Annotated in this window: 21 protein-coding genes; 8 read left to right on the top strand and 13 right to left on the bottom strand. The window is 60.4% G+C overall.

The features are described 5' to 3' along the window. Window positions 1-38: 38 nt before the first annotated feature. From argE to JJN09_RS07475, 5 genes are all read right to left on the bottom strand, one after another. Window positions 39-1,187 (bottom strand): acetylornithine deacetylase, encoded by a 1,149-nt coding sequence (argE, locus tag JJN09_RS07495; protein WP_249486543.1) that lies wholly within the window; start codon window positions 1,185-1,187, stop codon window positions 39-41. Continuing rightward, a complete protein-coding gene (locus JJN09_RS07490) occupies window positions 1,184-1,861 on the bottom strand; it encodes a DUF1028 domain-containing protein (protein WP_249486541.1) in 678 nt (225 codons plus the stop codon). Before JJN09_RS07490 ends, argE begins: the two co-directional genes overlap by 4 nt. A 27-nt stretch (window positions 1,862-1,888) precedes the next feature. Continuing rightward, window positions 1,889-2,305 carry a RidA family protein gene (locus JJN09_RS07485; protein ID WP_007950460.1) on the bottom strand — a complete coding sequence of 139 codons (417 nt, stop codon included), beginning with the start codon at window positions 2,303-2,305 and terminating at the stop codon, window positions 1,889-1,891. Between the two features lie 58 nt (window positions 2,306-2,363). Continuing rightward, window positions 2,364-3,671 carry an NAD(P)/FAD-dependent oxidoreductase gene (locus tag JJN09_RS07480; RefSeq protein ID WP_249486540.1) on the bottom strand — a complete coding sequence of 436 codons (1,308 nt, stop codon included), beginning with the start codon at window positions 3,669-3,671 and terminating at the stop codon, window positions 2,364-2,366. A gap of 260 nt (window positions 3,672-3,931) precedes the next feature. Then, window positions 3,932-4,750 (bottom strand): alpha/beta fold hydrolase, encoded by an 819-nt coding sequence (locus JJN09_RS07475; RefSeq protein WP_249486538.1) that lies wholly within the window; start codon window positions 4,748-4,750, stop codon window positions 3,932-3,934. A 181-nt stretch (window positions 4,751-4,931) separates the two neighbouring features. Here JJN09_RS07475 and JJN09_RS07470 point away from each other — a divergent pair, with 181 nt between their 5' ends. Further along, window positions 4,932-5,381: a helix-turn-helix domain-containing protein gene (locus tag JJN09_RS07470; protein WP_249490771.1), complete on the top strand. Its 450-nt coding sequence runs from the start codon at window positions 4,932-4,934 to the stop codon at window positions 5,379-5,381. A 61-nt stretch (window positions 5,382-5,442) separates the two neighbouring features. Then, on the top strand, window positions 5,443-5,916 hold the full coding sequence (locus JJN09_RS07465) for a hypothetical protein (RefSeq protein WP_249486537.1): 474 nt from the start codon (window positions 5,443-5,445) through the stop codon (window positions 5,914-5,916). A gap of 59 nt (window positions 5,917-5,975) precedes the next feature. On the opposite strand, the gene JJN09_RS07460 is transcribed toward JJN09_RS07465, so the two are convergent. Both JJN09_RS07460 and JJN09_RS07455 read right to left on the bottom strand, forming a co-directional pair. Then, window positions 5,976-7,019 (bottom strand): LLM class flavin-dependent oxidoreductase, encoded by a 1,044-nt coding sequence (locus JJN09_RS07460; protein ID WP_249486535.1) that lies wholly within the window; start codon window positions 7,017-7,019, stop codon window positions 5,976-5,978. 67 nt (window positions 7,020-7,086) lie between these two features. Continuing rightward, entirely contained in the window at window positions 7,087-7,572 is a 486-nt protein-coding gene (locus JJN09_RS07455) for a flavin reductase family protein (RefSeq protein ID WP_249486533.1), read from the bottom strand. A 324-nt stretch (window positions 7,573-7,896) separates the two neighbouring features. Here JJN09_RS07455 and JJN09_RS07450 point away from each other — a divergent pair, with 324 nt between their 5' ends. Further along, on the top strand, window positions 7,897-9,303 hold the full coding sequence (locus tag JJN09_RS07450; RefSeq protein WP_249486531.1) for a cytosine permease: 1,407 nt from the start codon (window positions 7,897-7,899) through the stop codon (window positions 9,301-9,303). Between the two features lie 252 nt (window positions 9,304-9,555). Beyond that, window positions 9,556-10,656: a polyamine ABC transporter substrate-binding protein gene (locus JJN09_RS07445; RefSeq protein WP_096820082.1), complete on the top strand. Its 1,101-nt coding sequence runs from the start codon at window positions 9,556-9,558 to the stop codon at window positions 10,654-10,656. A 122-nt stretch (window positions 10,657-10,778) separates the two neighbouring features. On the opposite strand, the gene JJN09_RS07440 is transcribed toward JJN09_RS07445, so the two are convergent. Beyond that, on the bottom strand, window positions 10,779-11,768 hold the full coding sequence (locus JJN09_RS07440; protein WP_249486529.1) for a TerC family protein: 990 nt from the start codon (window positions 11,766-11,768) through the stop codon (window positions 10,779-10,781). Between the two features lie 207 nt (window positions 11,769-11,975). On the opposite strand from JJN09_RS07440, the gene JJN09_RS07435 reads away from it, so the two are divergent. Continuing rightward, window positions 11,976-12,911 (top strand): Dyp-type peroxidase, encoded by a 936-nt coding sequence (locus tag JJN09_RS07435; RefSeq protein WP_249490770.1) that lies wholly within the window; start codon window positions 11,976-11,978, stop codon window positions 12,909-12,911. A gap of 36 nt (window positions 12,912-12,947) precedes the next feature. On the opposite strand, the gene JJN09_RS07430 is transcribed toward JJN09_RS07435, so the two are convergent. Further along, window positions 12,948-14,660 (bottom strand): amidase, encoded by a 1,713-nt coding sequence (locus tag JJN09_RS07430; protein WP_249486527.1) that lies wholly within the window; start codon window positions 14,658-14,660, stop codon window positions 12,948-12,950. A gap of 139 nt (window positions 14,661-14,799) precedes the next feature. Beyond that, entirely contained in the window at window positions 14,800-15,588 is a 789-nt protein-coding gene (locus JJN09_RS07425; RefSeq protein ID WP_249486525.1) for a helix-turn-helix domain-containing protein, read from the bottom strand. An 84-nt stretch (window positions 15,589-15,672) separates the two neighbouring features. Here JJN09_RS07425 and JJN09_RS07420 point away from each other — a divergent pair, with 84 nt between their 5' ends. Next, complete coding sequence (locus JJN09_RS07420; protein WP_249486523.1) at window positions 15,673-16,671, top strand: bile acid:sodium symporter family protein; 999 nt, start codon at window positions 15,673-15,675, stop codon at window positions 16,669-16,671. A 4-nt stretch (window positions 16,672-16,675) separates the two neighbouring features. On the opposite strand, the gene JJN09_RS07415 is transcribed toward JJN09_RS07420, so the two are convergent. Beyond that, window positions 16,676-17,599 carry a LysR family transcriptional regulator gene (locus JJN09_RS07415; protein ID WP_249486521.1) on the bottom strand — a complete coding sequence of 308 codons (924 nt, stop codon included), beginning with the start codon at window positions 17,597-17,599 and terminating at the stop codon, window positions 16,676-16,678. 129 nt (window positions 17,600-17,728) lie between these two features. Here JJN09_RS07415 and JJN09_RS07410 point away from each other — a divergent pair, with 129 nt between their 5' ends. Beyond that, complete coding sequence (locus JJN09_RS07410; protein WP_249486519.1) at window positions 17,729-18,004, top strand: DUF2798 domain-containing protein; 276 nt, start codon at window positions 17,729-17,731, stop codon at window positions 18,002-18,004. A gap of 13 nt (window positions 18,005-18,017) precedes the next feature. On the opposite strand, the gene JJN09_RS07405 is transcribed toward JJN09_RS07410, so the two are convergent. Then, the gene (locus tag JJN09_RS07405) at window positions 18,018-18,623 is read right to left on the bottom strand and encodes a response regulator transcription factor (protein WP_249486517.1); all 606 of its coding nucleotides are present in this window, start codon (window positions 18,621-18,623) and stop codon (window positions 18,018-18,020) included. 114 nt (window positions 18,624-18,737) lie between these two features. Here JJN09_RS07405 and JJN09_RS07400 point away from each other — a divergent pair, with 114 nt between their 5' ends. Further along, complete coding sequence (locus tag JJN09_RS07400; protein ID WP_249486516.1) at window positions 18,738-20,375, top strand: hybrid sensor histidine kinase/response regulator; 1,638 nt, start codon at window positions 18,738-18,740, stop codon at window positions 20,373-20,375. On the opposite strand, the gene yecR is transcribed toward JJN09_RS07400, so the two are convergent. Beyond that, entirely contained in the window at window positions 20,347-20,655 is a 309-nt protein-coding gene (yecR, locus tag JJN09_RS07395) for a YecR family lipoprotein (protein ID WP_249486514.1), read from the bottom strand. The two genes, JJN09_RS07400 and yecR, sit on opposite strands and share 29 nt — an antisense overlap. Between the last annotated feature and the right edge of the window lie 240 nt (window positions 20,656-20,895).

Here is a 20,895-nt window from a genome sequence, read left to right as displayed (position 1 = left end):
CCGGACCAAGTCCGCTCCCACAGAGTTGGGGGCAGGTATCAAAGGCGAATCGAAGCCCGCATCCGTTGCAGCATCTCATCGCAGGCCTTGAGCTGATCGAGGCTGACGAACTCGTCCGGCTTGTGGCCCTGATCCATGCTGCCGGGGCCGCACACCACCGTGGGAATGCCCACCGCGTCGAACAGTCCGCCTTCAGTGCCGAATGCCACAGTGCCGAAATCATCCGAGCCGCAGAATGTGGCGATCAATTCCGCAGCCTGGCTCCGGGCATCCGTCGCCAGCCCCGGATACGCCGACAGTTCGCTGAACCGGATATCGCTCTGCTCGCTGACGGCCCGCATGCGCGGCAACATTTGCTGTTCGGCGTAGGTCTTGAGCTGCTGCGCGACGACCGCCGGATCCTGCGAGGGCAGGGCGCGGATTTCGAAATCAAAACGGCAATCGGCGGGGACGATGTTCAGCGCCTTGCCGCCACTGATCACGCCGGTTTGCACCGTGGAATACGGCGGGTCGAAACGCGGGTCGACGTGTTCATCCTTGAGCTCCCGACCGATGCGCCCCAGCTCGCCGATCAGCTCGGCTGCACATTCGATGGCGTTGACCCCGAGCGGCGCGTAGGCCGAATGACAGGCGTGACCCTGGACATCGCAGCGCATCGCCAGTTTGCCCTTGTGCCCGAGCACCGGTTTGAGTTCGGTCGGTTCGCCGATGATGCACAGCAGCGGTTTGACCGGACGTTGTTCCAGCACCTTGAGCAGCGAACGTACGCCGAGACAGCCGACCTCTTCGTCGTAGGACAGGGCGATGTGCACTGGCATGCGCAACGGTGCTTTGACCAACGACGGCACCAGCGCGAGTACGCAGGCGATGTAGCCCTTCATGTCCGCCGTGCCACGGCCATACAACTTGCCGTCGTGCTCGCAGAGTTCAAACGGTGGCAGTGTCCATGGCTGACCGTCGGCCGGGACCACATCGGTGTGCCCCGACAGCACGATCCCCGGCTGATCGGCCGGGCCGATCGTAGCGAACAGGTTGGCCTTGCTGCGCTCGTCGTTGTAGATCAGCTCGCACGGCACATCGAAACCTTCGAGGTAGCCGCGCACGAAGTCGATCAGTTGCAGGTTGGACTCGCGGCTGGTGGTGTCGAACCCCACCAGCGTCTTGAGCAACGCGACGCTGTCGGTCATCGATCGTCTCCGGCAACCCCGTAGCCTGGCGCCTTGGCTGGATCGAGCGCGCGGTCGATGTAGTCCTGAAGTTGTGGGCGATAGGCGTCCCAGAGTGTTTGCAATTGGCCGATCGGATCTTTATCGGCCCAGTCCACCCGCAGGTTGACGATGGGCCAGGTCAGTTCGCCGACCACGACCACGGCTGCTGAATGCACCGGGCCCGCTTCACCGCCCAAGGCCTGGGCGGCGTGCAAGGCCTTGATCAGGCGATCGGCCAATTGGCCTTCGCCTTCTTCGAACGCGCTAACCATGGCTTCGATCACCGAGCGCCCGGCGAGCATGTTGCCCGCCGCCACGCATTGCTCGCCCGACACGGCGTTGTGCACGCCCAGGGTTTGCGCGCCGCTGAAATGCGCGGTCTGGCCGAGGTGGTTGATCGCCGTGATCTGCCGGTACTGACTGTAGCCGTTGCGGGTCAGCACCTTGTCCAGCGCCGCCTCGGGCGCCAGGCCTTGCTCCATCAGGGCGAGCACTTCCGGGCCGAGAGACGGCAAGGTGATGTTCTGGCTCGACACCGCGCCGACCCCCGGCAACAACCACGGGCAGCGGGCGCCGACGGCGATGCTGGAGGAACTGATGGCGATGCCGAACTGACCGGTTTCAGGGCAGCGGGCGGCGATGGAAAATGTCATGTGTGGCCTCCTTTCGCTGAAGTTGAATTACTCGGGAATCACCGCAACCACATCAATCTCCATCAGCCACTGCGGCTGACCCAGCGCCGACACCACCAACCCGGTGGAGATCGGGAAAACCCCCTTCAGCCATTTGCCGACTTCCTGATACACCGGCTCGCGGTAGCGCGGGTCGATCAGGTAAGTGGTGGTCTTGACGATATGGCTCAGGTCGCTGCCGGCCTCTTCGAGCAATTGCTTGACGTTGCGCATGGCCTGTTCGGTCTGGGCGCGCGGGTCACCGAGGCCGACCAGTTCGCCATCGAAATTGGTGCCGACCTGACCACGGACATACACGGTGTTGCCGGCGCGCACGGCCTGGCACAGGTCGTTGTCCAGGGTCTGGTTCGGGTAGGTGTCCTTGGTGTTGAACATGCGAATGCGGGTGTGGGTTGGCTGACTCATGGGAGGCTCCTGACGAAATCGGACCCGGCGCGACAGGCGCCGGTATTGAAGAGGGAAATCAAGCGTCGACGGTGTCGACAGCGTTGTTGTGCAGCACGGCTTCGCGTTGCTCGGCATCGCGATAGGCCAGGTATTTGCGCTGGGTAGCGATGTGATCGGCCACGTGCTTGGCGTCGTGCCATACGCCCCAGATGAACGACGACCCACGTCGTGATTGCCACGGCAAGCCGAGGAAATACACGCCTGATTCGCTGGACACACCGCGCTGGTGCTGCGGCTTGCCGTTGTCGTCGAAAGCGGCGACTTTCAGCCAGGAATAGTCCACGGCAAACCCGGTGGCCCAGATGATCGAGGTGATGCCGGCGGCGGCCAGATCGAGATCGGCCAGCGGGTTTTTCACGCATTCAGGGTCCGGATACGTTTCGCGGGCTTTCGGTTCCAGAGGCAGATCGAGGCCGTTGCGTTCGATGTAGGCGTCGGCGGCATCCAGCAGCGCGAGGTAGTTCTCGTCGCCACGCTTGAGGTTGTCGCGCAGGTCCTGCTTGAACGTCACCACGCCGTCGCTGAACGATTCGGTCACGCCGACCAGGGTCATGCCGCGATGGGCCAGGCCACGGAAATCGATGGTGCGCCCACCGTGGGCGCCGCTGACAGCGATGGTCACGTGCTCGCGACCGGGTTTCATCGCGGCCTGATCCCACTCGCCGAGCACGCCGAGCCACCAGCAGAAATCACGGTTGCGGTAAGCGCGAGGAGGGCGGTCATGGGCACCGACCGAGAGGTAAACCTGCTTGCCCGAGCGCTGCAATTCATCAGCGATCTGCACGCCAGACGAACCGGCGCCGACCACCAGCACCGCGCCGGCCGGCAGCTGTTGCGGGTTACGATAGTCGGCCGAGTGAATCTGCAACAGACGCTCATCCTTCGGCGCAATGGCCGGGATCACTGGACGTTGAAACGGGCCGGTGGCGGCGACGACGCGGGCCGCTTCGATCACACCCTCGGAAGTCTCGACGGTGAAGCCCGGGCGACCGACATTGCGTACCACACTCTTCACGTCCACGCCGGTGCGGATCGGTGCGTTGAATTTCTTCGCATAGGCTTCAAAGTAATCGGCGACACGTTCCTTGTGGGCGAACCCATCCGGATCGACGTCGTCGAATTCCATCCCCGGAAAGCGGTCGTGCCACGCCGGACCGTTGGCCACCAGCGAGTCCCAGCGCCCGGTGCGCCAGCGCTCGGCAACGCGGCTGCGCTCCAGCACCAGGTGCGGCACACCGAGTTTGCTCAGGTGTTCGCTCATGGCCACACCCGCTTGACCGGCGCCGACAACAAGCGTGTCTGTTTTTATTATTTCAGTGGTCATCTCTGATCCCTTCTCACGAGGCCGTTGGATTCAGGCCGCTGTCGACCTGTTCTCTGTGCTTGGGATCAGACTAGGGAGGGGGTGGTTATCGGTAAAATATTATTAAGCTGGCATGTGAAGATAAAAACGTGATGCAGAGGGCCAGGAGGCCCGTAAATACGGGGCTTCACCGTGGCACCGGAATCCGGGACGACGAAAAAAAGGGCCGCCGACAGGGTTGTCGGCGGCCCTTTTCAAGGCGTGTTCAGTTCAATGCAAACTCAGCGATCGAGAAACGCCAGCAGGTCTTCATTCAATTGCTGCGCATGGGTGACCGCAAAGCCGTGTGGCGCGCCCGCGTAGACTTTCAGCTCAGCGCCCTTGATTTGCGCCGCCGCCTGTTTGCCGGTGGTTTCGAACGGGACGATCTGATCGCCATCGCCGTGAATCACCAGCGTCGGCACATCGATTTTCGCCATGTCCGGGCGGAAGTCGGTTTCCGAGAATGCGGTGACGCAATCCACGGTGCCTTTCAGCGAGGCGAGCAGGGCGATGTTCAGGGTTTGCGTCAGCACGCCTTCTGAGACTTTCTGACCCTGATTGGTGCCATAGAACGGGGCGTTGAAGTCAGCGATGAACTGCGCACGATCCTTCAACAGGCCTGCCTTGATCCCGTCGAACACCGACGTGTCGACGCCCTCGGCGAAGTCCGGTTTCTTGCCGAACAGCGGCGTCACGGCGCCCAGCAGCACCAGCCCGGCAACGCGCTCGCTACCGTGGCGCGCAATGTAGCGGCTGACATCGCCACCGCCCATGGAGAAACCGACCAGGGTCACGTCACGCAGATCGAGGTGTTCGATCAACTGCGCGATGTCGTCGGCGAAAGTGTCGTAGTCGTAGCCGGTCCACGGCTGCTCGGAACGGCCGAAACCGCGACGGTCGAAGGCGATGGTGCGGTAGCCGCGACTGCTCAGGTATTCCATCTGGTATTCCCACATGTCGGCGTCCAGCGGCCAGCCGTGGCTGAACAGCACGGGTTTGCCGCTGCCCCAGTCCTTGAAATAGATCTCGGTGCCGTCTTGGGTCGTGAACGTGCTCATGGAAACTCCTTGGGTGTGGGCCTGCGTGAATGCCGTGATGGCAATGGTCACTATCGCGGCAAAGCGCATCGGCCACTTGTACGCAGGTGCTAAGTTCATGGCGCACGGCGTTATCGGTTTTGCAGTGCGGGTTGTAAGATGCAACCGCATCCAACCTGCCGATTTGCTGGAGACACCCGAAATGAAGCGCAAAAGCCTCGCCGGCAATGCCTGCCCGATCGCCCGGACACTGGACCTGATCGGCGACTGGTGGTCGCTGCTGATCATCCGCGATGCGCTGGACGGCATTTGTCGTTTCGGCGATTTCGAGAAGAGCCTGGAGATCGCCAAGAACATGTTGAGTGTCCGGCTCAAAGGGCTGGTGGAGCGCGACATCCTGCGCCTGGTGCCGGCGTCCGATGGCAGCGCCTACAAGGAGTACGTGCTGACGGAAAAGGGTTGGGCCTTGCAGACCGTCATCGTCGCGCTGTCGCAGTGGGGCGGGGAGTTCATGTTCGAGCCTGGTGAGTCGGGCTCGGTGATGGTGGATGCGCAAAAGCGAAAGCCGATCAGGAAGCTGGAGCTGCTGTCGGCCGATGGTCGCCATTTGGCGCCGGAAGATATCGCGACGCAAACAGGCATCAGACGTTGAGGCCCTGCAACGTGAAGGACGATGCACAACGTTTGTTTTTTGTGGAAAAAGGATTGTGGCAGTGAATGAAGTGAAATATCCGCGTCTGAAAGTGTTCCTTGCCTTTCTTCTCTGTCCACTGGTTCCAGGGTTTATCGCAAGCATCATCAAGACCCTTGCAACAATCTTCCATCTGGCAATGAACCCACGGCTGATGGGCGAGGTCGTGGGAGGGGAGTTGATGTTGATGCCGTTCCTTGGCCCTGTTCTCGCTGAAGCAGTGTTTCTTGTGCCGTTTTTGTTATTCGCAATGGTGATTGCTCTGATGAAGGTCAAACGGACGAGCCGAGCCTGTTCGGTGATTGCGCTGTCGGGTGCCGTATTGGCCACTTTATGGGTGACACCGTTTGTCCTGGCCGTTTTATCGGATGTAAAGGGAGCGAGCTTTTCCGAGGAGATTTCCGGAATGGTCGTACTGTTCGTCACAGCAATGGCGACATGCTGGCTGACAGCGCGATTCTTTCTGCCTGATCCGGCAGAGCCGTCGTTGGCTTGAAACCCCAAATGAAAACGCCCCGAACATCTCGGGGCGTTTTCATATGCGGGGCAGCAGGTCTATCTGAACGCCGGCACCACATGCTTGATAAACAGCTCCAGCGACTTCTTCTTCTCCGCATGCGGCAAGCTGTTGTCACACCAGAAACTGAACTCGTCCACTCCCAGTTCCTGGTAGTACTTGATTCTCGGAATGATCTCCTCCGGCGTGCCGATCATCGCCGTCTTGTGCAGGCTCTCAAGTTCAAACTCCGGCCGTCCGGCAAATTTCTCTTCGGGGCTCGGGGCCAGGAAGCCGTTTACCGGCACTTCCTTGTTGCCGAACCACGCATCGAAGGTTCGGTAGAAACGTGAAATTGCCTTGGCGCCAACCTTCCAGCCTTCCGGGTCATCCACTGCATGCACGTGGGTATGACGCAGCACCATCAATTGCGGACGCGGCACATCAGGGTTGTTGTCCAGCGCCGTCTGGAATTTGTTTTTCAGGTCGAGGACTTCTTCATCGCCCTTCATCAACGGTGTGACCATCACGTTGCAGCCGTTGGCCACGGCGAAGTTGTGCGAGTCCGGGTCGCGGGCGGCGATCCACATCGGCGGGTTGGGCTTCTGGATCGGTTTCGGCACGCTGGTGGAGGTGGGGAATTTCCAGATCTCGCCGTTGTGGGCGTAGTCGCCTTGCCATAGGGCGCGTACCACCGGGACCATTTCCCGCAACGCCTGACCACCGGATGAGGCGGGTATGCCGCCGGCCATGCGGTCGAATTCAACCTGGTAGGCGCCGCGCGCCAGGCCGACTTCCATCCGGCCGTTGCTGATCACGTCGAGCAGTGCGCATTCACCGGCAACCCGCAGCGGGTGCCAGAACGGCGCGATGATGGTGCCGGCGCCCAGGTGAATGGTGGTGGTTTTGGCAGCGAGGTAGGCCAGCAGCGGCATCGGGCTCGGCGAGATGGTGTATTCCATGGCGTGGTGTTCGCCGATCCACACGGTGCTGAAACCGCCGTCCTCGGCCATCAACGTCAGTTCGGTCAGGTCTTCGAACAGTTGACGGTGGCTGACGCTTTCGTCCCAGCGCTCCATGTGTACGAACAGGGAAAATTTCATGACGCTACCTCGAATCTCTTGTGGTCGGCCGGTCGCTTGCCGGCCTGTTTAAGTGCAATCGTGCAGATCAGGCAAAAGCGGGCAGGGCGCTCATCTTGCCGTGGCAATACACCAGCGGGCCGGTGTCCTGCTGAGGGACGATGAGGTTTTTCACCGCGCCGACCATGATCGCGTGGTCGCCGCCTTCGTATTCGCGCCACAACTCACATTCGATGATAGCTGTCGCGTTGGCCAGGATCGGGTTGCCCAGCTCACTCAGCGTCCACTCGATGCCCTGCGCCTTGTCCTTGCCTTTGCGGGCGAACGCGTAGGCTTCGCTCTGCTGGCCGCCGGACAGGACGTGAATGGCAAAGCGTTTGTTCTTGATCAGGACGGGATAGGAGTCAGAGCTGTAGTTGGGACAGAACAGCACCAGGGCGGGGTCCATCGACAGCGAGCTGAAAGCGCTGGCGGTGAGGCCGACGATCTGGCCGTCGTCATCAAGCGTGGTGATGACGGTGACGCCGGACGGGAACGAGCCCATGACTTGTTTGTAGACGGCAGCATCGATCATTGGTCAATCCTCGAGTGCGGTGAAGCGTTTTTTATGTGTTTATGGGTCTGATGGTATACCGTAATACATCGATTGCAAGTGCTTTTTTGGTGAAACGATAAACGTGGTGCATTCGTCGGAAAGTCAACATTTACGGGCCTTTCGCCTAGCCGTGAAGCCTGACGATCAGGGAGGATGCCGGATCAGATGCCGTCGCAGACAGCGGATCAGTCTTGTGAAAATGTTGGAATACCATAATATGGTCTCCATCTGAGGGGCAGCCAAGAAGCACCCCCGGTTTGGCTTCATACAACGATAAGAACAGACCCAATCGAGTTCATTTTTATGTCCCAGATGTCCCGGCAAGATCCGTTGATCGAGAATCACACGGTCGACTACGTCCCACTCGCGGAACGCCACGGGAAGGCCCGCGACCTGTTCACCCTTTGGTTCAGCACCAACATTGCGCCACTGCCCATCGTCACCGGCGCCATGGTGGTCCAGGTGTTTCATCTCGATCTGTTCTGGGGGCTGTTGGCGATTGCGCTGGGGCACATGATCGGTGGCGTGGTGATCGCCCTCGCATCGGCACAGGGGCCACGCATGGGCATTCCGCAGATGGTGCAGAGTCGTGGTCAGTTCGGGCGTTACGGTGCGCTGCTGATCGTGTTCTTCGCCGCGATCATCTACATCGGCTTCTTCATTTCCAACATCGTGCTGGCCGGCAAATCCATCGTCGGCATTGCGCCGTCGGTTCCCGCACCACTGAGCATCTTGATCGGCGCCCTCAGCGCCACGGCCATCGGCGTGATCGGCTACAACTTCATTCATACCCTCAACCGCATCGGCACCTGGGTGATGGGCAGCGCGCTGCTGGCCGGATTCCTCTACATCTTTGCCCATGAGTTGCCGGCGGACTTCTTTACCCGTGGCAGCTTTAATCTGTCCGGATGGCTGGCGACGGTGTCGCTGGGGATCATCTGGCAGATCAGTTTTTCGCCGTACGTCTCCGACTATTCCCGTTACCTGCCGGCGGACATCGGTATCAGCAAGCCATTTATCGCGACTTACCTGGGCGCTACGCTGGGCACGATTCTGTCGTTCACGTTCGGCGCGGTGGCGGTGCTGGCGACCCCGGAGGGCACCGAGGCGATGGCGGCGGTCAAGCAATCGACCGGGTGGCTGGGGCCGATTCTGATGGTGCTGTTCCTGCTCAACATCATCAGCCACAACGCGCTGAATCTGTATGGCGCGGTGCTGTCGATCATCACCTCGATCCAGACCTTCGCCAGCCAATGGACGCCGAGCATCAAAGTGCGGGTGATGTTGTCGAGCGTGGTGCTGGCGGGCTGCTGCGTGGTGGCGCTGGGAGCGTCGGCGGATTTCATTTCCGAGTTCATCGGGCTGATTCTGGCGCTGCTTCTGGTGCTGGTGCCGTGGGCGTCGATCAACCTGATCGACTTCTACCTGATCAAGCGCGGCAGCTATGACATCGCCTCGATCTTCCGCGCCGATGGCGGGATCTACGGTCGCTTCAATCTGCACGCGATCATTGCCTATTTCATCGGCATCATCGTGCAGCTGCCGTTCGCCAATACGTCGTTGTACGTCGGCCCTTACGCCAACCTGGTGGACGGCGCGGACCTGTCATGGCTGGTCGGCCTGGTCGTGACCTGCCCGTTGTACTACTGCCTGGCGACGCGTGGGCAGACGCAGCAGAGCAGGGCGGCGCAGTTGGGCTTTACCGACTGATCCTTCGCAAGCTGTTCAAACAATGCCCGGCCAATCGCCGGGCATTGTTGTTTCAGTATTCTGACGGTCACGCAAATTGGCCATATCGATCCCCTTTTGGCCAACCGGCCACTGTGCTCCGACTACGCTGTCGGCAAGAATCGAAGCCATAACTAAACGCTGCACCTTCCTTGCCCTTGGCTGATCTGACAGCCGCTGCCGTGTACAGAACATAAAAACCATCGACTCACGCTGCATTCGGGGAAACACAATATGGTCACGATGAAACGCATTCTGGGCGCTACCGTGTGCGGGCTGACGCTGCTGGCCAGCGCCGTGCAAGCCGAACAGCGCGAACTGCGGGTGTACAACTGGGCGGATTACATCCTGCCAGCGGTGCCCAAGGATTTCGCCGCCAAAAGCAACATCAAAGTGACCTGGGACACCTTTGACACCAACGAATCCCTCGAAGCCAAGTTACTGACCGGTAACTCCGGCTATGACTTGGTGGTGCCGTCGAACCAGTTCCTCGATACCCAGATCAAGGCCGGCGTGTTCCAGAAGCTCGACAAGTCCAAGCTGCCGAACTGGAGTCACCAGGATCCGGCGTTGCTCAAGTTGCTCGACTCCAACGATCCCGGCAATCAGTACGGCGTGCCGTACATGGTCGGCACGGTGCTGATCGGTTTCAACCCGGCCAAGGTCAAGGCTGCGCTTGGCGAGAATGCGCCAGTGGACAGTTGGGATCTGGTGTTCAAGCCCGAAAACATGGAAAAACTGAAATCCTGCGGCGTGGCGATGCTTGATTCGCCGTCGGAAATCCTGCCGCTGGCTTTGCATTACCTGGGCCTGGACCCGAACAGCCAGAACCCGGCGGACTATGAGAAAGCCAAGGACCTGATGCTCAAGGTTCGTCCTTACGTCACCTACTTCAACTCGGCCAAGTACATGACTGACATCGCCAACGGCGACATCTGCGTGGCCATCGGTTACTCCGGCAGCTTCTACCAGTTCGGCAACCGTGCCAAAGAGGCGGGCAACGGCGTGGTGGTCGACTGGCGCTTGCCGAAAGAAGGCGCGCCGATCTGGTTCGATACCTTCGCCATTCCGAAGAGCGCGAAGAACGTTGAAGAGGCCCACGAGTTCCTCAACACCTTGCTCGAACCGAAAGTCATTGCGTCGATCAGTGACTTCCTCGGCTACCCGAATGCCAACAAGGATTCACTGCCGCTGATCAACAAGGAAATCACCGGCAACCCGAACCTGACACCGACCAGCGAAGCGCTGAAGACGCTGTACGTTGTGCAGCCACTGCCGCAGAAACTGGAGCGGGTGCGGACACGGGTGTGGACCAGCATCAAGTCGGATAAGTAGCAGGCCACAATTACTGTGGGAGCGAGCTTGCTCGCGATAGCGTTGTGTCATTCAACAGATTAGTTGGTTGACTTGACGCCTTCGTCGGAACGCCGCCCGGAGCAAGCTCGCTCCCACAAATTTTACTTCGCCTGACCTTCCTGCGTTTCGCTCTCAGGCGACTTGTCTTTCGTCAGGACCAGACTGAGCAACACCGACGCCAGAATCAGTCCGCCCACAATCGCCAGCGACCACTCCACCGGCATGTGAAACCATGGCATCGCCGTCATCTTCCCGCCGATGAACACCAGCACCAGCGCCAGACCGTACTTGAGCAGATGAAAGCGGTCGGCCATGTCCGCCAGCAGAAAGTACAACGCCCGCAGCCCCATGATCGCGAAGATGTTCGACGTGAAAATGATGAACGGATCGGTCGTCACCGCGAAGATCGCCGGGATGCTGTCGACCGCGAACATCAAGTCACTGGCCTCGATCAGCACCAGCACCAGAAACATCGGCGTGGCCCAGCGCACGCCGTTCTGCAGCACAAAAAAGCGCTCGCCGTGAAAACCGTTGGTGATGCGCAGATGCCCGCGCACCCAGCGCAGAAGCGGATTGTTATCGAGGTCCGGTTGCTGCTCGGCGAACACCAGCATCTTGATCCCGGTGATGATCAGGAACACGCCGAACACATACAGCAGCCACGTGAACTGCGAGACCAGCCACACCCCGGCAAAGATCATCGCCGCCCGCATCACGATCGCCCCGAGCACACCGTACAGCAGCACCCGGCGCTGCAACTCTGGCGGCACGGCGAAGTAGCTGAAAATCATCACGAAGACGAACATGTTGTCGATCGACAGCGACTGCTCGATCAGGTAACCGGTGAGGAATTCCAGGGTCTTGACCTTGGCGATTTCGGGACCGAATTCGCCGTTGAGATACCACCAGAGCAATCCGGCGAAGGCCATCGCGAGCATGCACCAGGCAATCACCCAGGATGAGGCTTCACGTACTGAGACCCGGTGCGCCTTGCGCCCGCCGAAGACAAACAGGTCAACGGCCAGCATGGCGAGGACAAAAACGATGAAGGCGGCCCACATCCAGGGTTCGCCGATGTTGATGGGGTGCATGTCGTTCTCCCTGTCTTTATGTTTTTCGGGGTAGACGGGGCCATGCTAGTAGGAGAATTCCGACGAAGAAAAATCGTTTATTTCGTGGGTATTGTTCGTTAAAAGCGAAGTGTCGGGCGCCACGGGCAGCGCACGGGTAATGCTTCATTCAACACTTCTTTGCTAACCTCGCTGTCGAGTCAGTCCATCACGCCAGGAGCGACGATCATCGACACGCCAGATCCTCAAGCCGTCTGCAGCCCGATCACCAGCGCTGCGATATTCATCGTGGCGACCCTCAACGCTGAGGCAGAGGCCGCCGAAAAAGTTCGCGGCTGGTGCGCCGATATCGCAGGTTTGACGCGCTCGGTCGGTAAACGGGTCCCCTCGGGCAACCTGTCCTGCGTCTGCGGGTTTTCTTCCAGCGCCTGGGATCGTCTGTTCGGCAGTCCACGACCGGCATCCTTGCATGACTTTCGCGAATTCGGCGTAGAAGGGCGGCGCGCCGTTTCCACGCCGGGCGACCTGCTGTTGCACATTCGCGCCGATCAAATGGATTTGTGTTTTGAATTGGCGACGCAGTTAATGTCGGCGCTGGACGGCGCCGTGACGGTGACCGACGAGGTGCAGGGTTTCCGCTATTTCGACATGCGCAGCATCATCGGGTTTGTCGACGGCACGGAAAATCCGGTCGGGCGCAAAGCCGAGCATTTCACCCTCGTAGGCGATGAAGATCAGACGTTCAGTGGCGGCAGTTATGTGCTGGTGCAAAAGTATCTGCACAACATGAAGGCGTGGAACGAATTGCCGGTCGAGGCGCAGGAACGGGTGATCGGGCGAACCAAACTGTCCGATATCGAACTGGATGACGCGGTCAAGCCAAGCAACTCCCACAGCGCGTTGACGACCATCACCAAGGACGGCGAGGAAGTGAAAATCCTGCGTGACAACATGCCGTTCGGCCGGCCCGGTGCAGGTGAGTTCGGCACTTACTTCATTGGCTACGCGCGTTCGCCGGAGCCGCTGGAGCAGATGCTGGAAAACATGTTCGTCGGCAAGCCGCCCGGCAACTACGACCGGTTGCTGGACTTCAGCACGGCGGTGACTGGCAGTCTGTTCTTCGTGCCTTCGGCGGATTTGCTGGAAGAACTGGCAGAGCGATAAAAAACGGCGGGATCAACTGATCCCGCCGTTTTGCATTTACTTGCCTGCCGCCAGTGCCGGCGTACGCGGCGGCACCAGACGTTTCGAACCAGTCGCTTCAAACGCCGCTGCCAGACGCAGCAACGTCGAGTCGTCATAGGCACGACCAGCAAACGTCAGACCGACCGGCATGCCGATGTCGGCCATCACGCCCATCGGCACGGTGACGGTCGGCACGCCGAGGTGGCGGATCGCGAGGTTGCCGTTGGCGACCCAGATGCCGTTGCTCCAGGCGATGTCCGCCGAGGCCGGGTTGACGTCGGCGTCGGCCGGGCCCACGTCGGCGTTGGTCGGGAACAGCACGGCATCGAGGCCGAGGCGATCCATCCAGTCTTCGAGGTCGAGCTTGCGGGTCTTTTCCAGGCCGCGCAGGCCGTCCGGCAGGGTTGGAATCTGATCCCACGGGGTGATGCCGCGCTCGGCCATTCGCACGTATTCGTCCATCCCGGCGGCGAGGTCGCCTTCACGGTTGGGCAGGGTGCCCGGATCGTGCGGGAAGATTTTCGGCCCGTCGACGTCCGCCAGTTGATTGAGTTTCGGATCACCGTTGGCGCGCAGGAAGTCATCGAACGCCCAGGCCGACAGATCCCACAGTTCATGGTGCATGAACTCTTTGGAGACGATGCCGCGATTGAACACGGTCGGTGCGCCCGGACGATCGCCTTCGCAGTTGGAGACCAGAGGGAAATCCACTTCAATCACTTCGGCACCGGCCGCTTCGAGGGCCTGACGGGCCTGTTTCCACAGATCGATCACCGAGGCGCGGGTGTTGATGCGCTGCCCGGTCGGACCGCCGATCCCCGGCTCGTCGCTGGTGCCGGCCTCAGGGTCGGCGTTGATGTACATGCGCGGCACGCCCAGGCGTTTGCCGGCCAGCGCATCACTTTTCACCGCGAGGTCGAGATAGGAAGCGGGGCGCACCGAAGTCACGCTCGGGATCGGCACCCACGGTTGCAGGCGCCACAGGTCGCCACGGGTGTCGGTGTCTTCGGCGACTACCACGTCGAGGACTTCCAGCAGGTCGGCCATGGTGCGGGCGTAGGGCACCACCACGTCCATGGTCGGCGTCAGCGGCCAGTTGCCGCGTACCGATATCACGCCGCGCGACGGCGTGTAGGCGCACAGGCCGTTGTTGGATGCCGGGCCGCGACCGCTTGACCAGGTTTCTTCAGCCAGACCGAATGCCGAGAAGCTTGCAGCGGTGGCGGTGCCGGCACCGTTCGACGAGCCGGAAGCAAACGGCGCGGTCAGATAAGCGGCGTTGTAAGGACTTTCGGCGCGGCCATAGACCCCGCGCTGCATCCCGCCATTGGCCATCGGCGGCATATTGGTCTTGCCCAGGCAAATCGCGCCGCCCGCACGCAGGCGCTCGATGGTGAACGCGTCGCGCTGGGCCACCAGATCGGCGAACGCCGGGCTGCCGGACGCAGCGGTCAGGCCTTTGACCAGATAGCTGTCCTTGGCGGTGTAGGGGATGCCGTCCAGCGGACCAAGGGTTTCGCCCTTGGCGCGACGGGCATCGGAGGCCTGGGCTTCTTTCACGGCTTCGGGGTTGCGCACGATTACCGCATTCAGCGCGGTGGCGGTGTCCGGGCCGTCAAAGGCATCGATGCGCGCCAGATACGCCTGGACCAGTTCAACCGCCGTGGTCTGGCCGGATTCGAGCGCCGAGCGCAGTTGAGCAATGGAGACTTCAGTGACTTCGATCATGCTGTTACCGCCGACAGGTTCGCTAAAGGGTTGTAGATCATTGTTATCGTCGAAAGATGTCAAAGATTCTTGATGGGCGAAACTCTACCCTGAAGTTTGCCGAATGGCATGCCTTAATTCGATAAATATCGACAAAAAATCATCGAAAAAACTCTCCGGGTGTTTCCCCGAACTGCTGACGAAAGGCTGCGATAAAGGCCGATGTCGAATCATAACCGCAGGCTAGAGCCACTTCCGTGACACGTTCGCCACGTTCCAGCGGTGTCAGCGCACCCAGCAAACGCAAGCGCTGGCGCCAGGCGCGAAAGGTCAGGCCGGTATCGCGCAGGAACAGGCGGCTGAGGGTTTTCTCGGTTACGCCGAACTGTTCGCTCCAGTGGCTGAGTGTGGTCTGCTGTTCCGGATGTTGCTCGAGACTTTGATAAATCTGCCGCAAACGGATGTCCTGGGGCAGTGGCAGCATCAGGTCGATTTGCGGGGCTTCGGCCAATTGATCGAGGATCACCTGCGCCAGGCGTCCGTGAGGACCGCTCTGGTCATACTCGACAGGAATCTGACTAAAGGCCCGAATCAGCTCACGCAGCAGATCACTGACGCCGAGCACATGGCAACGCTCCAGCGCCCAGCTCGCCACGCTGCAATCGATGTACAGACTGCGCATTTCCGTGTGTGGCGAACTGAAAACCCGATGCGGCACACCCGCCGGAATCCACACGGCGCGCTCCGGCGGCGCAACGAAACGACCGGCAGCCGTCTGCACTTCGAGCACGCCCTGAATCGCGTAGGACAACTGCACCCACGGATGGCTGTGGCGGCGGGTCAGGGCGCGATTAGGCAGCGATTCGGTGCGCCCGTATAACGGACGCGGCAGGCTCGGCAGCCCAGGAATGCTGCGTCTGACGCTCTTGTCGTGTCCTTTTGGCGGCATCTTGAGGCTCTTCGGCGTTAGTCGGTAATTTCCAGTCACGTTAGAGTCGCTTCCACGTACTGGCAACCCCCGGATGAGCAAACCATGACGCGCCCAAGATTTTTGCCCGACAACTTCACCCTGACCCTGATCGGCGTGGTGCTGCTTGCCAGCTTCCTGCCCGCCAGCGGTCAGGTCGCGGTCGGCTTCGGCTGGCTGACCAATATCGCGATTGCGCTGCTGTTTTTTCTGCACGGCGCCAAGCTGTCGCGCGAATCGATCATCGCCGGCGCCGGCCACTGGCGCCTGCATTTGTTGGTGTTCAGCCTGACCTTTGTCCTGTTCCCGCTGCTGGGGCTGGCGCTCAAACCGCTGCTATCACCACTGGTGGGCGACAACCTGTACATGGGCATGCTCTACCTCTGTGCATTGCCGGCTACGGTGCAATCGGCGATTGCCTTCACTTCGCTGGCCCGGGGCAATATCCCGGCGGCGATCTGCAGTGCGGCGGCGTCCAGCCTGTTCGGGATCTTCCTTACTCCGTTGCTGGTGACGCTGTTACTGAACGTGCATGGCGACGGCGGTTCGACCGTCGACGCGATCCTGAAAATCAGCGTGCAACTGCTGCTGCCGTTCATCGCCGGTCAAATCGCCCGCCGCTGGATCGGCGCCTGGGTCGGTCGTAACAAGAACTGGCTGAAATTTGTCGATCAGGGTTCGATCCTGCTGGTGGTCTACGGCGCGTTCAGCGAGGCGGTGAACGAAGGCATCTGGCATCAGATTCCGGTGATCGATCTGTTGGGGCTGGTGGTGGCTTGCTGCATCCTGCTGGCGCTGGTGCTGCTGGCGTCGACGGTGTTGGGCAAGCTGTTCGGGTTCAATCTGGAGGACCGCATCACCATTCTGTTCTGCGGCTCGAAAAAGAGCCTGGCTACCGGCGTGCCGATGGCCCAAGTGTTGTTTGCCGGTAGCACCATTGGCGTGTTGATTCTGCCGCTGATGCTGTTCCATCAGATTCAGTTGATGGTGTGTGCGGTGCTGGCGCAGCGTTATGCGAAACGACAGGAGTCGGTGCAGGACCTGATGGCGCAGGTCGATCCTTGATCGATCATCGAGCGGGCCAGCGTGTTTGCAGGTACTCAAACAGATAGTCCGTAAATGCCTTGACCTTGGGTGTCATCGCGGCGCGTTCCTGAACGCACGCGTATATTTCGAGGGGGACAGTGCTCGTCAGTGCTGATCCGTCGCAAGACTCAAACAGTGAGACGAGCTGACCGCTCTCGAGATAGGGCGCTGCAACGAACTCGGCCAGTCGTACGATACCCGCGCCATGAGCCGCCATCTGCGCCAGTGCATCGATATCGTCGCTGATCGCGGTCGCATTGATCGGGGCTTCGAAGCGCTGACCGTCGCGGATGAACCACCAGCGCAGGAAGCGCCCGTCCAGCGGGTAGCGGAAGGCCAGGCAGGCATGCTGCTGAAGATGTTCCGGGGTTTGCGGGTAACCGGCCCTTTGCAGATAACCGGGGCTGGCGCAAATCACAAACGGCACTGTTGCGACCTTGCGCGCGATGATGCCGTCCTCCAACTGCAGCTCGATCCGCAGGCTCAGATCGATACCTTCGTGAAGGTGATTGATCTTGCGGTCGGTGGTCGAGAGCTCAAGCGTCAGTTGCGGGTAGCGCTCGGCGAAACCGGCAATGACAGGCCCCAGTATGTGGCGTCCAAACCCGGCGGTGGAGGCGATACTCAAGTGTCCCTGAAGTTGCGTCTGTGCGTGGCTGATGGCGCTCTGCGCGGACTCGAGGTCGAGCGCGATACGCTTTACTTTCTCGAAATAAATCGACCCGCTCTCGGTCAACGCCATGCTGCGGGTGGTGCGCTGCAGCAGTCGCGTGTCGAGGTGGGTTTCGAGACGGGTCAGGGTCTGGCTGACGGCAGCAGCGCTGACGCCGAGGATTTTTGCGGCGCCGACGATCGAGCCCGCCTCAACCACTTTGATGAAGCAATCGATTGCACCCAACAGGTTCATGCGCGGGCCCCGTTCACTGAGTATTCATAATTTTTTGTTTATAAAGTGCTCACGACGATCCGTCTAGTTCGAGGTTCGCAGGCTTGTTAGGGTGCTCAGCGCCTATCCATTGGAACAACAAGGACTGACATGAACCAGAGGCTATCCCGAAGAACCGCCGTATTCGGCCTGCGAAAACTATCGGCCCGTGCCACTCCGTATGTGTTCGCGCTGTACATGGCGACCATCATGGCGTTCCTGATGTCGCTGGTGATCACCGCAGCAAACTCCGGGATTGAGTCGGAGTACCTTAGCAATGCGCTGCATGCCTACAAGCTGGCAATGCCCGTGGCGTTTCTGTGCATCCTGGTGGTCCGGCCGATCGTGGTGAAGCTGGTGGCGCTGACCGTGCACCCGCACCGTTGACGCGAAAAACAAGCTACAAAGCCCCGGAATATTTCACCGCTGCCGCAGCCCTTGACGGCACATTGAGCACCCGCAACAACGACGACACATGAATCCGCACCGTGAACGGGGAAATATCCAGTTCACGAGCGATTTCCTTGTTGGTCTTGCCTTGGGCGATCAGCCGCAGCACCTCTTGCTGACGCGGGGTGAGGGCGGCGCCGGTTTCCAGTGGCAGCAGGCCGGACGGGGCGAACTTCACCAGCACTTCACCTTCGCGGATCGCCAGGATCGCCTGACCGATCTCGTCGGGGGCGATGTTCTTGCCGATGAACCCATCGATGCCGGCGGCCATGATTTCGCCGATCAGCGCCTCGTCATCGACCATCGACACCACGATCAGGGTGGTTCGCGGCAAGCGCCGCCGTAGCTCCGAGAGCTGACTGACACACGTCAGGCCGGGGAAACGCAGATCCAGGATCAGCGTGTCAGGCTCATTGCCGGATGGCAGCAGAGTGAGCACCGCCTCCAGATCGCCGGCTTCTTCGATCAGTGCTTCCGGCAACAGTCGCCGGACCGTGCGCATCATCGCTTCGCGAAACAGCGGATGATCGTCGGCTATGATGATTCGGCATGTCATCGCACATCCCTTCCTGGGTCGACATTTTTCACGGCATGCACCTTAGCACCGGGCGAAGGCATTGCCTGTTGGTTCGTGTTGTTTATGACGACTGTCGCACAAGGACGTTCCCCCATGAAGTTCGAGAAAAACACTGAACTCGATCAAGCCAATCTGCGCATCATCATCGCCAGCATCGCGTTCGTTTACATAGGCGTGCTCGGTTTCCTGCCGGGCCAGCGCTTCGATACTTACCTGCCCGTGATCACTTATATTTTCCTGTTTCTGCTGGCCTCCATCGGGCTGCGTCAGGCCATCGTGCGCTGGCCCGGGCATTATCCGGCGCGGCGGATCTTCGGCATGATCCACGATTACACCGGCACCAGTTTCGGGCTGGTGGTTGGCGGCGAGGCGGCGCTCCCCATCTATGCCGTCATGGTCTGGGTCAATCTCGGCAACGGCATGCGCTACGGCTCGCGCTACCTGGCGATCGCCACGGTGCTGGCATTGTTGGCGCTGCTGGCGGTCTATCGGCTGACGCCGTACTGGCAGGCGCAACCGTTCATGGTGTTGATGCTGATGATCACCAGTACGGTGATTCCGGTGTACGCGCACCTGTTGCTGGAGCGCACACGCAAAGCATCGGAAGAAGCGGTTGCCGCCAACCTTGAGAAGTCGCGTTTCCTGGCCCAGGCCAGTCATGACCTGCGCCAGCCGATCCACTCCATCGGGCTGTTTACTGCGTGCCTGCGCGAGTCGTGTCTGGGTGAGGAGGAGCGGCGGCTGGTAGATAGCATTGATCGGTCGCTGCTCAACGTGTCGCAGCTGTTTCGTTCGATTCTCGATCTTTACACCCTCGACAACGGGCGGATTCTGCCCCGGATGCAGACATTTGAACTGGGTGAGTGGCTGACAGATCTGATCCGCCAGAACGCGGAAGCCGCACGTTGGGCGGGTGTGGAATTGCGCCTGAGGCCTTGTGAGCACTGGGTGCGCACCGATCCGGCGCTGCTGGCGACCATGGTGCAGAACGTGCTCTCCAATTGCTTCAAATACGGCGCGCACCGGCCTGTGCTGATCGGTGTGCGCAAGCGCGGTGCGGGATTGGCCATCGCGATTTATGATCGGGGCAGTGGTATCGCTGAAGAGCATTTACACAAGGTGTTCGAGGAGTTTTATCGGGTTCACCAGTTGCGCGACAAGGACGTTGAAGGCGTGGGGCTGGGGTTGTCGATTGTCCGGCGTCTGGGGCAGTTGATCGGTGTCGACGTCGCGATCCGTTCAAGGCTGGGGCATGGCACGTCGGTGACCTTGCACGGGTTGCCGCTCGCGCCGCCACAGGTGCCGGTCAATCGTGAAGAGGCCCGGCAGGTTGGTTTGCTGACAGGGTTGAAGGTGTGTCTGGTGGAGGATGATCGCAACGTTCTGCTGGCGACTTCTGCGTTGCTGGAGCGCTGGGGCTGCATCGTGCAGGCCGAGTTGACGGGGCAAGGGCTGGTCACGGATTGCGATGTGATCGTTGCCGACTATGACCTCGGTTCGCACAGCACCGGCATCGAGTGCATCGATGAGGTTCGCCGTCAGCGGAGTTATGCGGTGCCGGCCATGATCATCACCGGGCATGACATCGAAAAAATCCAGGCGGCCCTGCATGACCGCCAGATTGCCATTCTTTCAAAACCGGTACGCCCGGCCGAGCTGCGCACGACCTTGCGTGTGCTGCGCGACCGGCAGACCGAAGCGGTCAGCGCTTACACAGATAGTCCTGCGTGATGGTGGTTTGCAGGCAGTTGTACTGGCCCATGGTGCGGCAGATGTTCTTCTCCGAGCCGGTGACTTCGGCGCTCTTGTAGCCCCAGACCTTGCAACGGCCTTCAGCCGTGGCCAACCCTTGAGCGGTGGAGGTTTGCCCGCTCTCGAACTGGCCCAGTTCATAGGAAACCTGGACAACACCGTCGGACTTGCTGCCGCCGGTGGCTTCCCATTGCTTGGGGGTGGCGCAGCCGGTGAGAACAATGGCTGCGAGGCTGAGGGTGGTGATGAGTGTTTTCATGATCGAACAGAGTCCTTGGTGTTGTTGTTTTTCCAGGCACAACGATCCCGAGCACTGCATAGCGGCAATGTTGGAGAGCGTCGGGGTTGCGAGGGAATATAACGCCAGGGAGCGGGGTGGTCGATTAGCACAAATGTGCTAGTGCGGCGCAACCAGCGGTAGGCTGGTTGCGCCGATAGCGATTATTGAGGGTTGTTGAACTGGTCTGAATAGCTGCCGGTCATGAGAGCGGAAGCGACC

The organism is Pseudomonas sp. HS6, assembly GCF_023375815.1.
Taxonomy (GTDB): domain Bacteria; phylum Pseudomonadota; class Gammaproteobacteria; order Pseudomonadales; family Pseudomonadaceae; genus Aquipseudomonas.
Note: the sequence above shows the minus strand (reverse complement) of the source record. Positions and strands in the feature narration are given on the sequence as shown.

What these genes read in the sequence shown, in the direction of transcription:
- argE (WP_249486543.1), bottom strand. Translation starts at nt 1,187, where the DNA reads ATGACCGACAGCGTCGCGTTGCTCAAGACGCTGGTGGGGTTCGACACC.
- JJN09_RS07490 (WP_249486541.1), bottom strand. Translation starts at nt 1,861, where the DNA reads ATGACATTTTCCATCGCCGCCCGCTGCCCTGAAACCGGTCAGTTCGGC.
- JJN09_RS07485 (WP_007950460.1), bottom strand. Translation starts at nt 2,305, where the DNA reads ATGAGTCAGCCAACCCACACCCGCATTCGCATGTTCAACACCAAGGAC.
- JJN09_RS07480 (WP_249486540.1), bottom strand. Translation starts at nt 3,671, where the DNA reads ATGACCACTGAAATAATAAAAACAGACACGCTTGTTGTCGGCGCCGGT.
- JJN09_RS07475 (WP_249486538.1), bottom strand. Translation starts at nt 4,750, where the DNA reads ATGAGCACGTTCACGACCCAAGACGGCACCGAGATCTATTTCAAGGAC.
- JJN09_RS07470 (WP_249490771.1), top strand. Translation starts at nt 4,932, where the DNA reads ATGAAGCGCAAAAGCCTCGCCGGCAATGCCTGCCCGATCGCCCGGACA.
- JJN09_RS07460 (WP_249486535.1), bottom strand. Translation starts at nt 7,019, where the DNA reads ATGAAATTTTCCCTGTTCGTACACATGGAGCGCTGGGACGAAAGCGTC.
- JJN09_RS07455 (WP_249486533.1), bottom strand. Translation starts at nt 7,572, where the DNA reads ATGATCGATGCTGCCGTCTACAAACAAGTCATGGGCTCGTTCCCGTCC.
- JJN09_RS07450 (WP_249486531.1), top strand. Translation starts at nt 7,897, where the DNA reads ATGTCCCAGATGTCCCGGCAAGATCCGTTGATCGAGAATCACACGGTC.
- JJN09_RS07445 (WP_096820082.1), top strand. Translation starts at nt 9,556, where the DNA reads ATGGTCACGATGAAACGCATTCTGGGCGCTACCGTGTGCGGGCTGACG.
- JJN09_RS07440 (WP_249486529.1), bottom strand. Translation starts at nt 11,768, where the DNA reads ATGCACCCCATCAACATCGGCGAACCCTGGATGTGGGCCGCCTTCATC.
- JJN09_RS07430 (WP_249486527.1), bottom strand. Translation starts at nt 14,660, where the DNA reads ATGATCGAAGTCACTGAAGTCTCCATTGCTCAACTGCGCTCGGCGCTC.
- JJN09_RS07425 (WP_249486525.1), bottom strand. Translation starts at nt 15,588, where the DNA reads ATGCCGCCAAAAGGACACGACAAGAGCGTCAGACGCAGCATTCCTGGG.
- JJN09_RS07420 (WP_249486523.1), top strand. Translation starts at nt 15,673, where the DNA reads ATGACGCGCCCAAGATTTTTGCCCGACAACTTCACCCTGACCCTGATC.
- JJN09_RS07415 (WP_249486521.1), bottom strand. Translation starts at nt 17,599, where the DNA reads ATGAACCTGTTGGGTGCAATCGATTGCTTCATCAAAGTGGTTGAGGCG.
- JJN09_RS07410 (WP_249486519.1), top strand. Translation starts at nt 17,729, where the DNA reads ATGAACCAGAGGCTATCCCGAAGAACCGCCGTATTCGGCCTGCGAAAA.
- JJN09_RS07405 (WP_249486517.1), bottom strand. Translation starts at nt 18,623, where the DNA reads ATGACATGCCGAATCATCATAGCCGACGATCATCCGCTGTTTCGCGAA.
- JJN09_RS07400 (WP_249486516.1), top strand. Translation starts at nt 18,738, where the DNA reads ATGAAGTTCGAGAAAAACACTGAACTCGATCAAGCCAATCTGCGCATC.
- yecR (WP_249486514.1), bottom strand. Translation starts at nt 20,655, where the DNA reads ATGAAAACACTCATCACCACCCTCAGCCTCGCAGCCATTGTTCTCACC.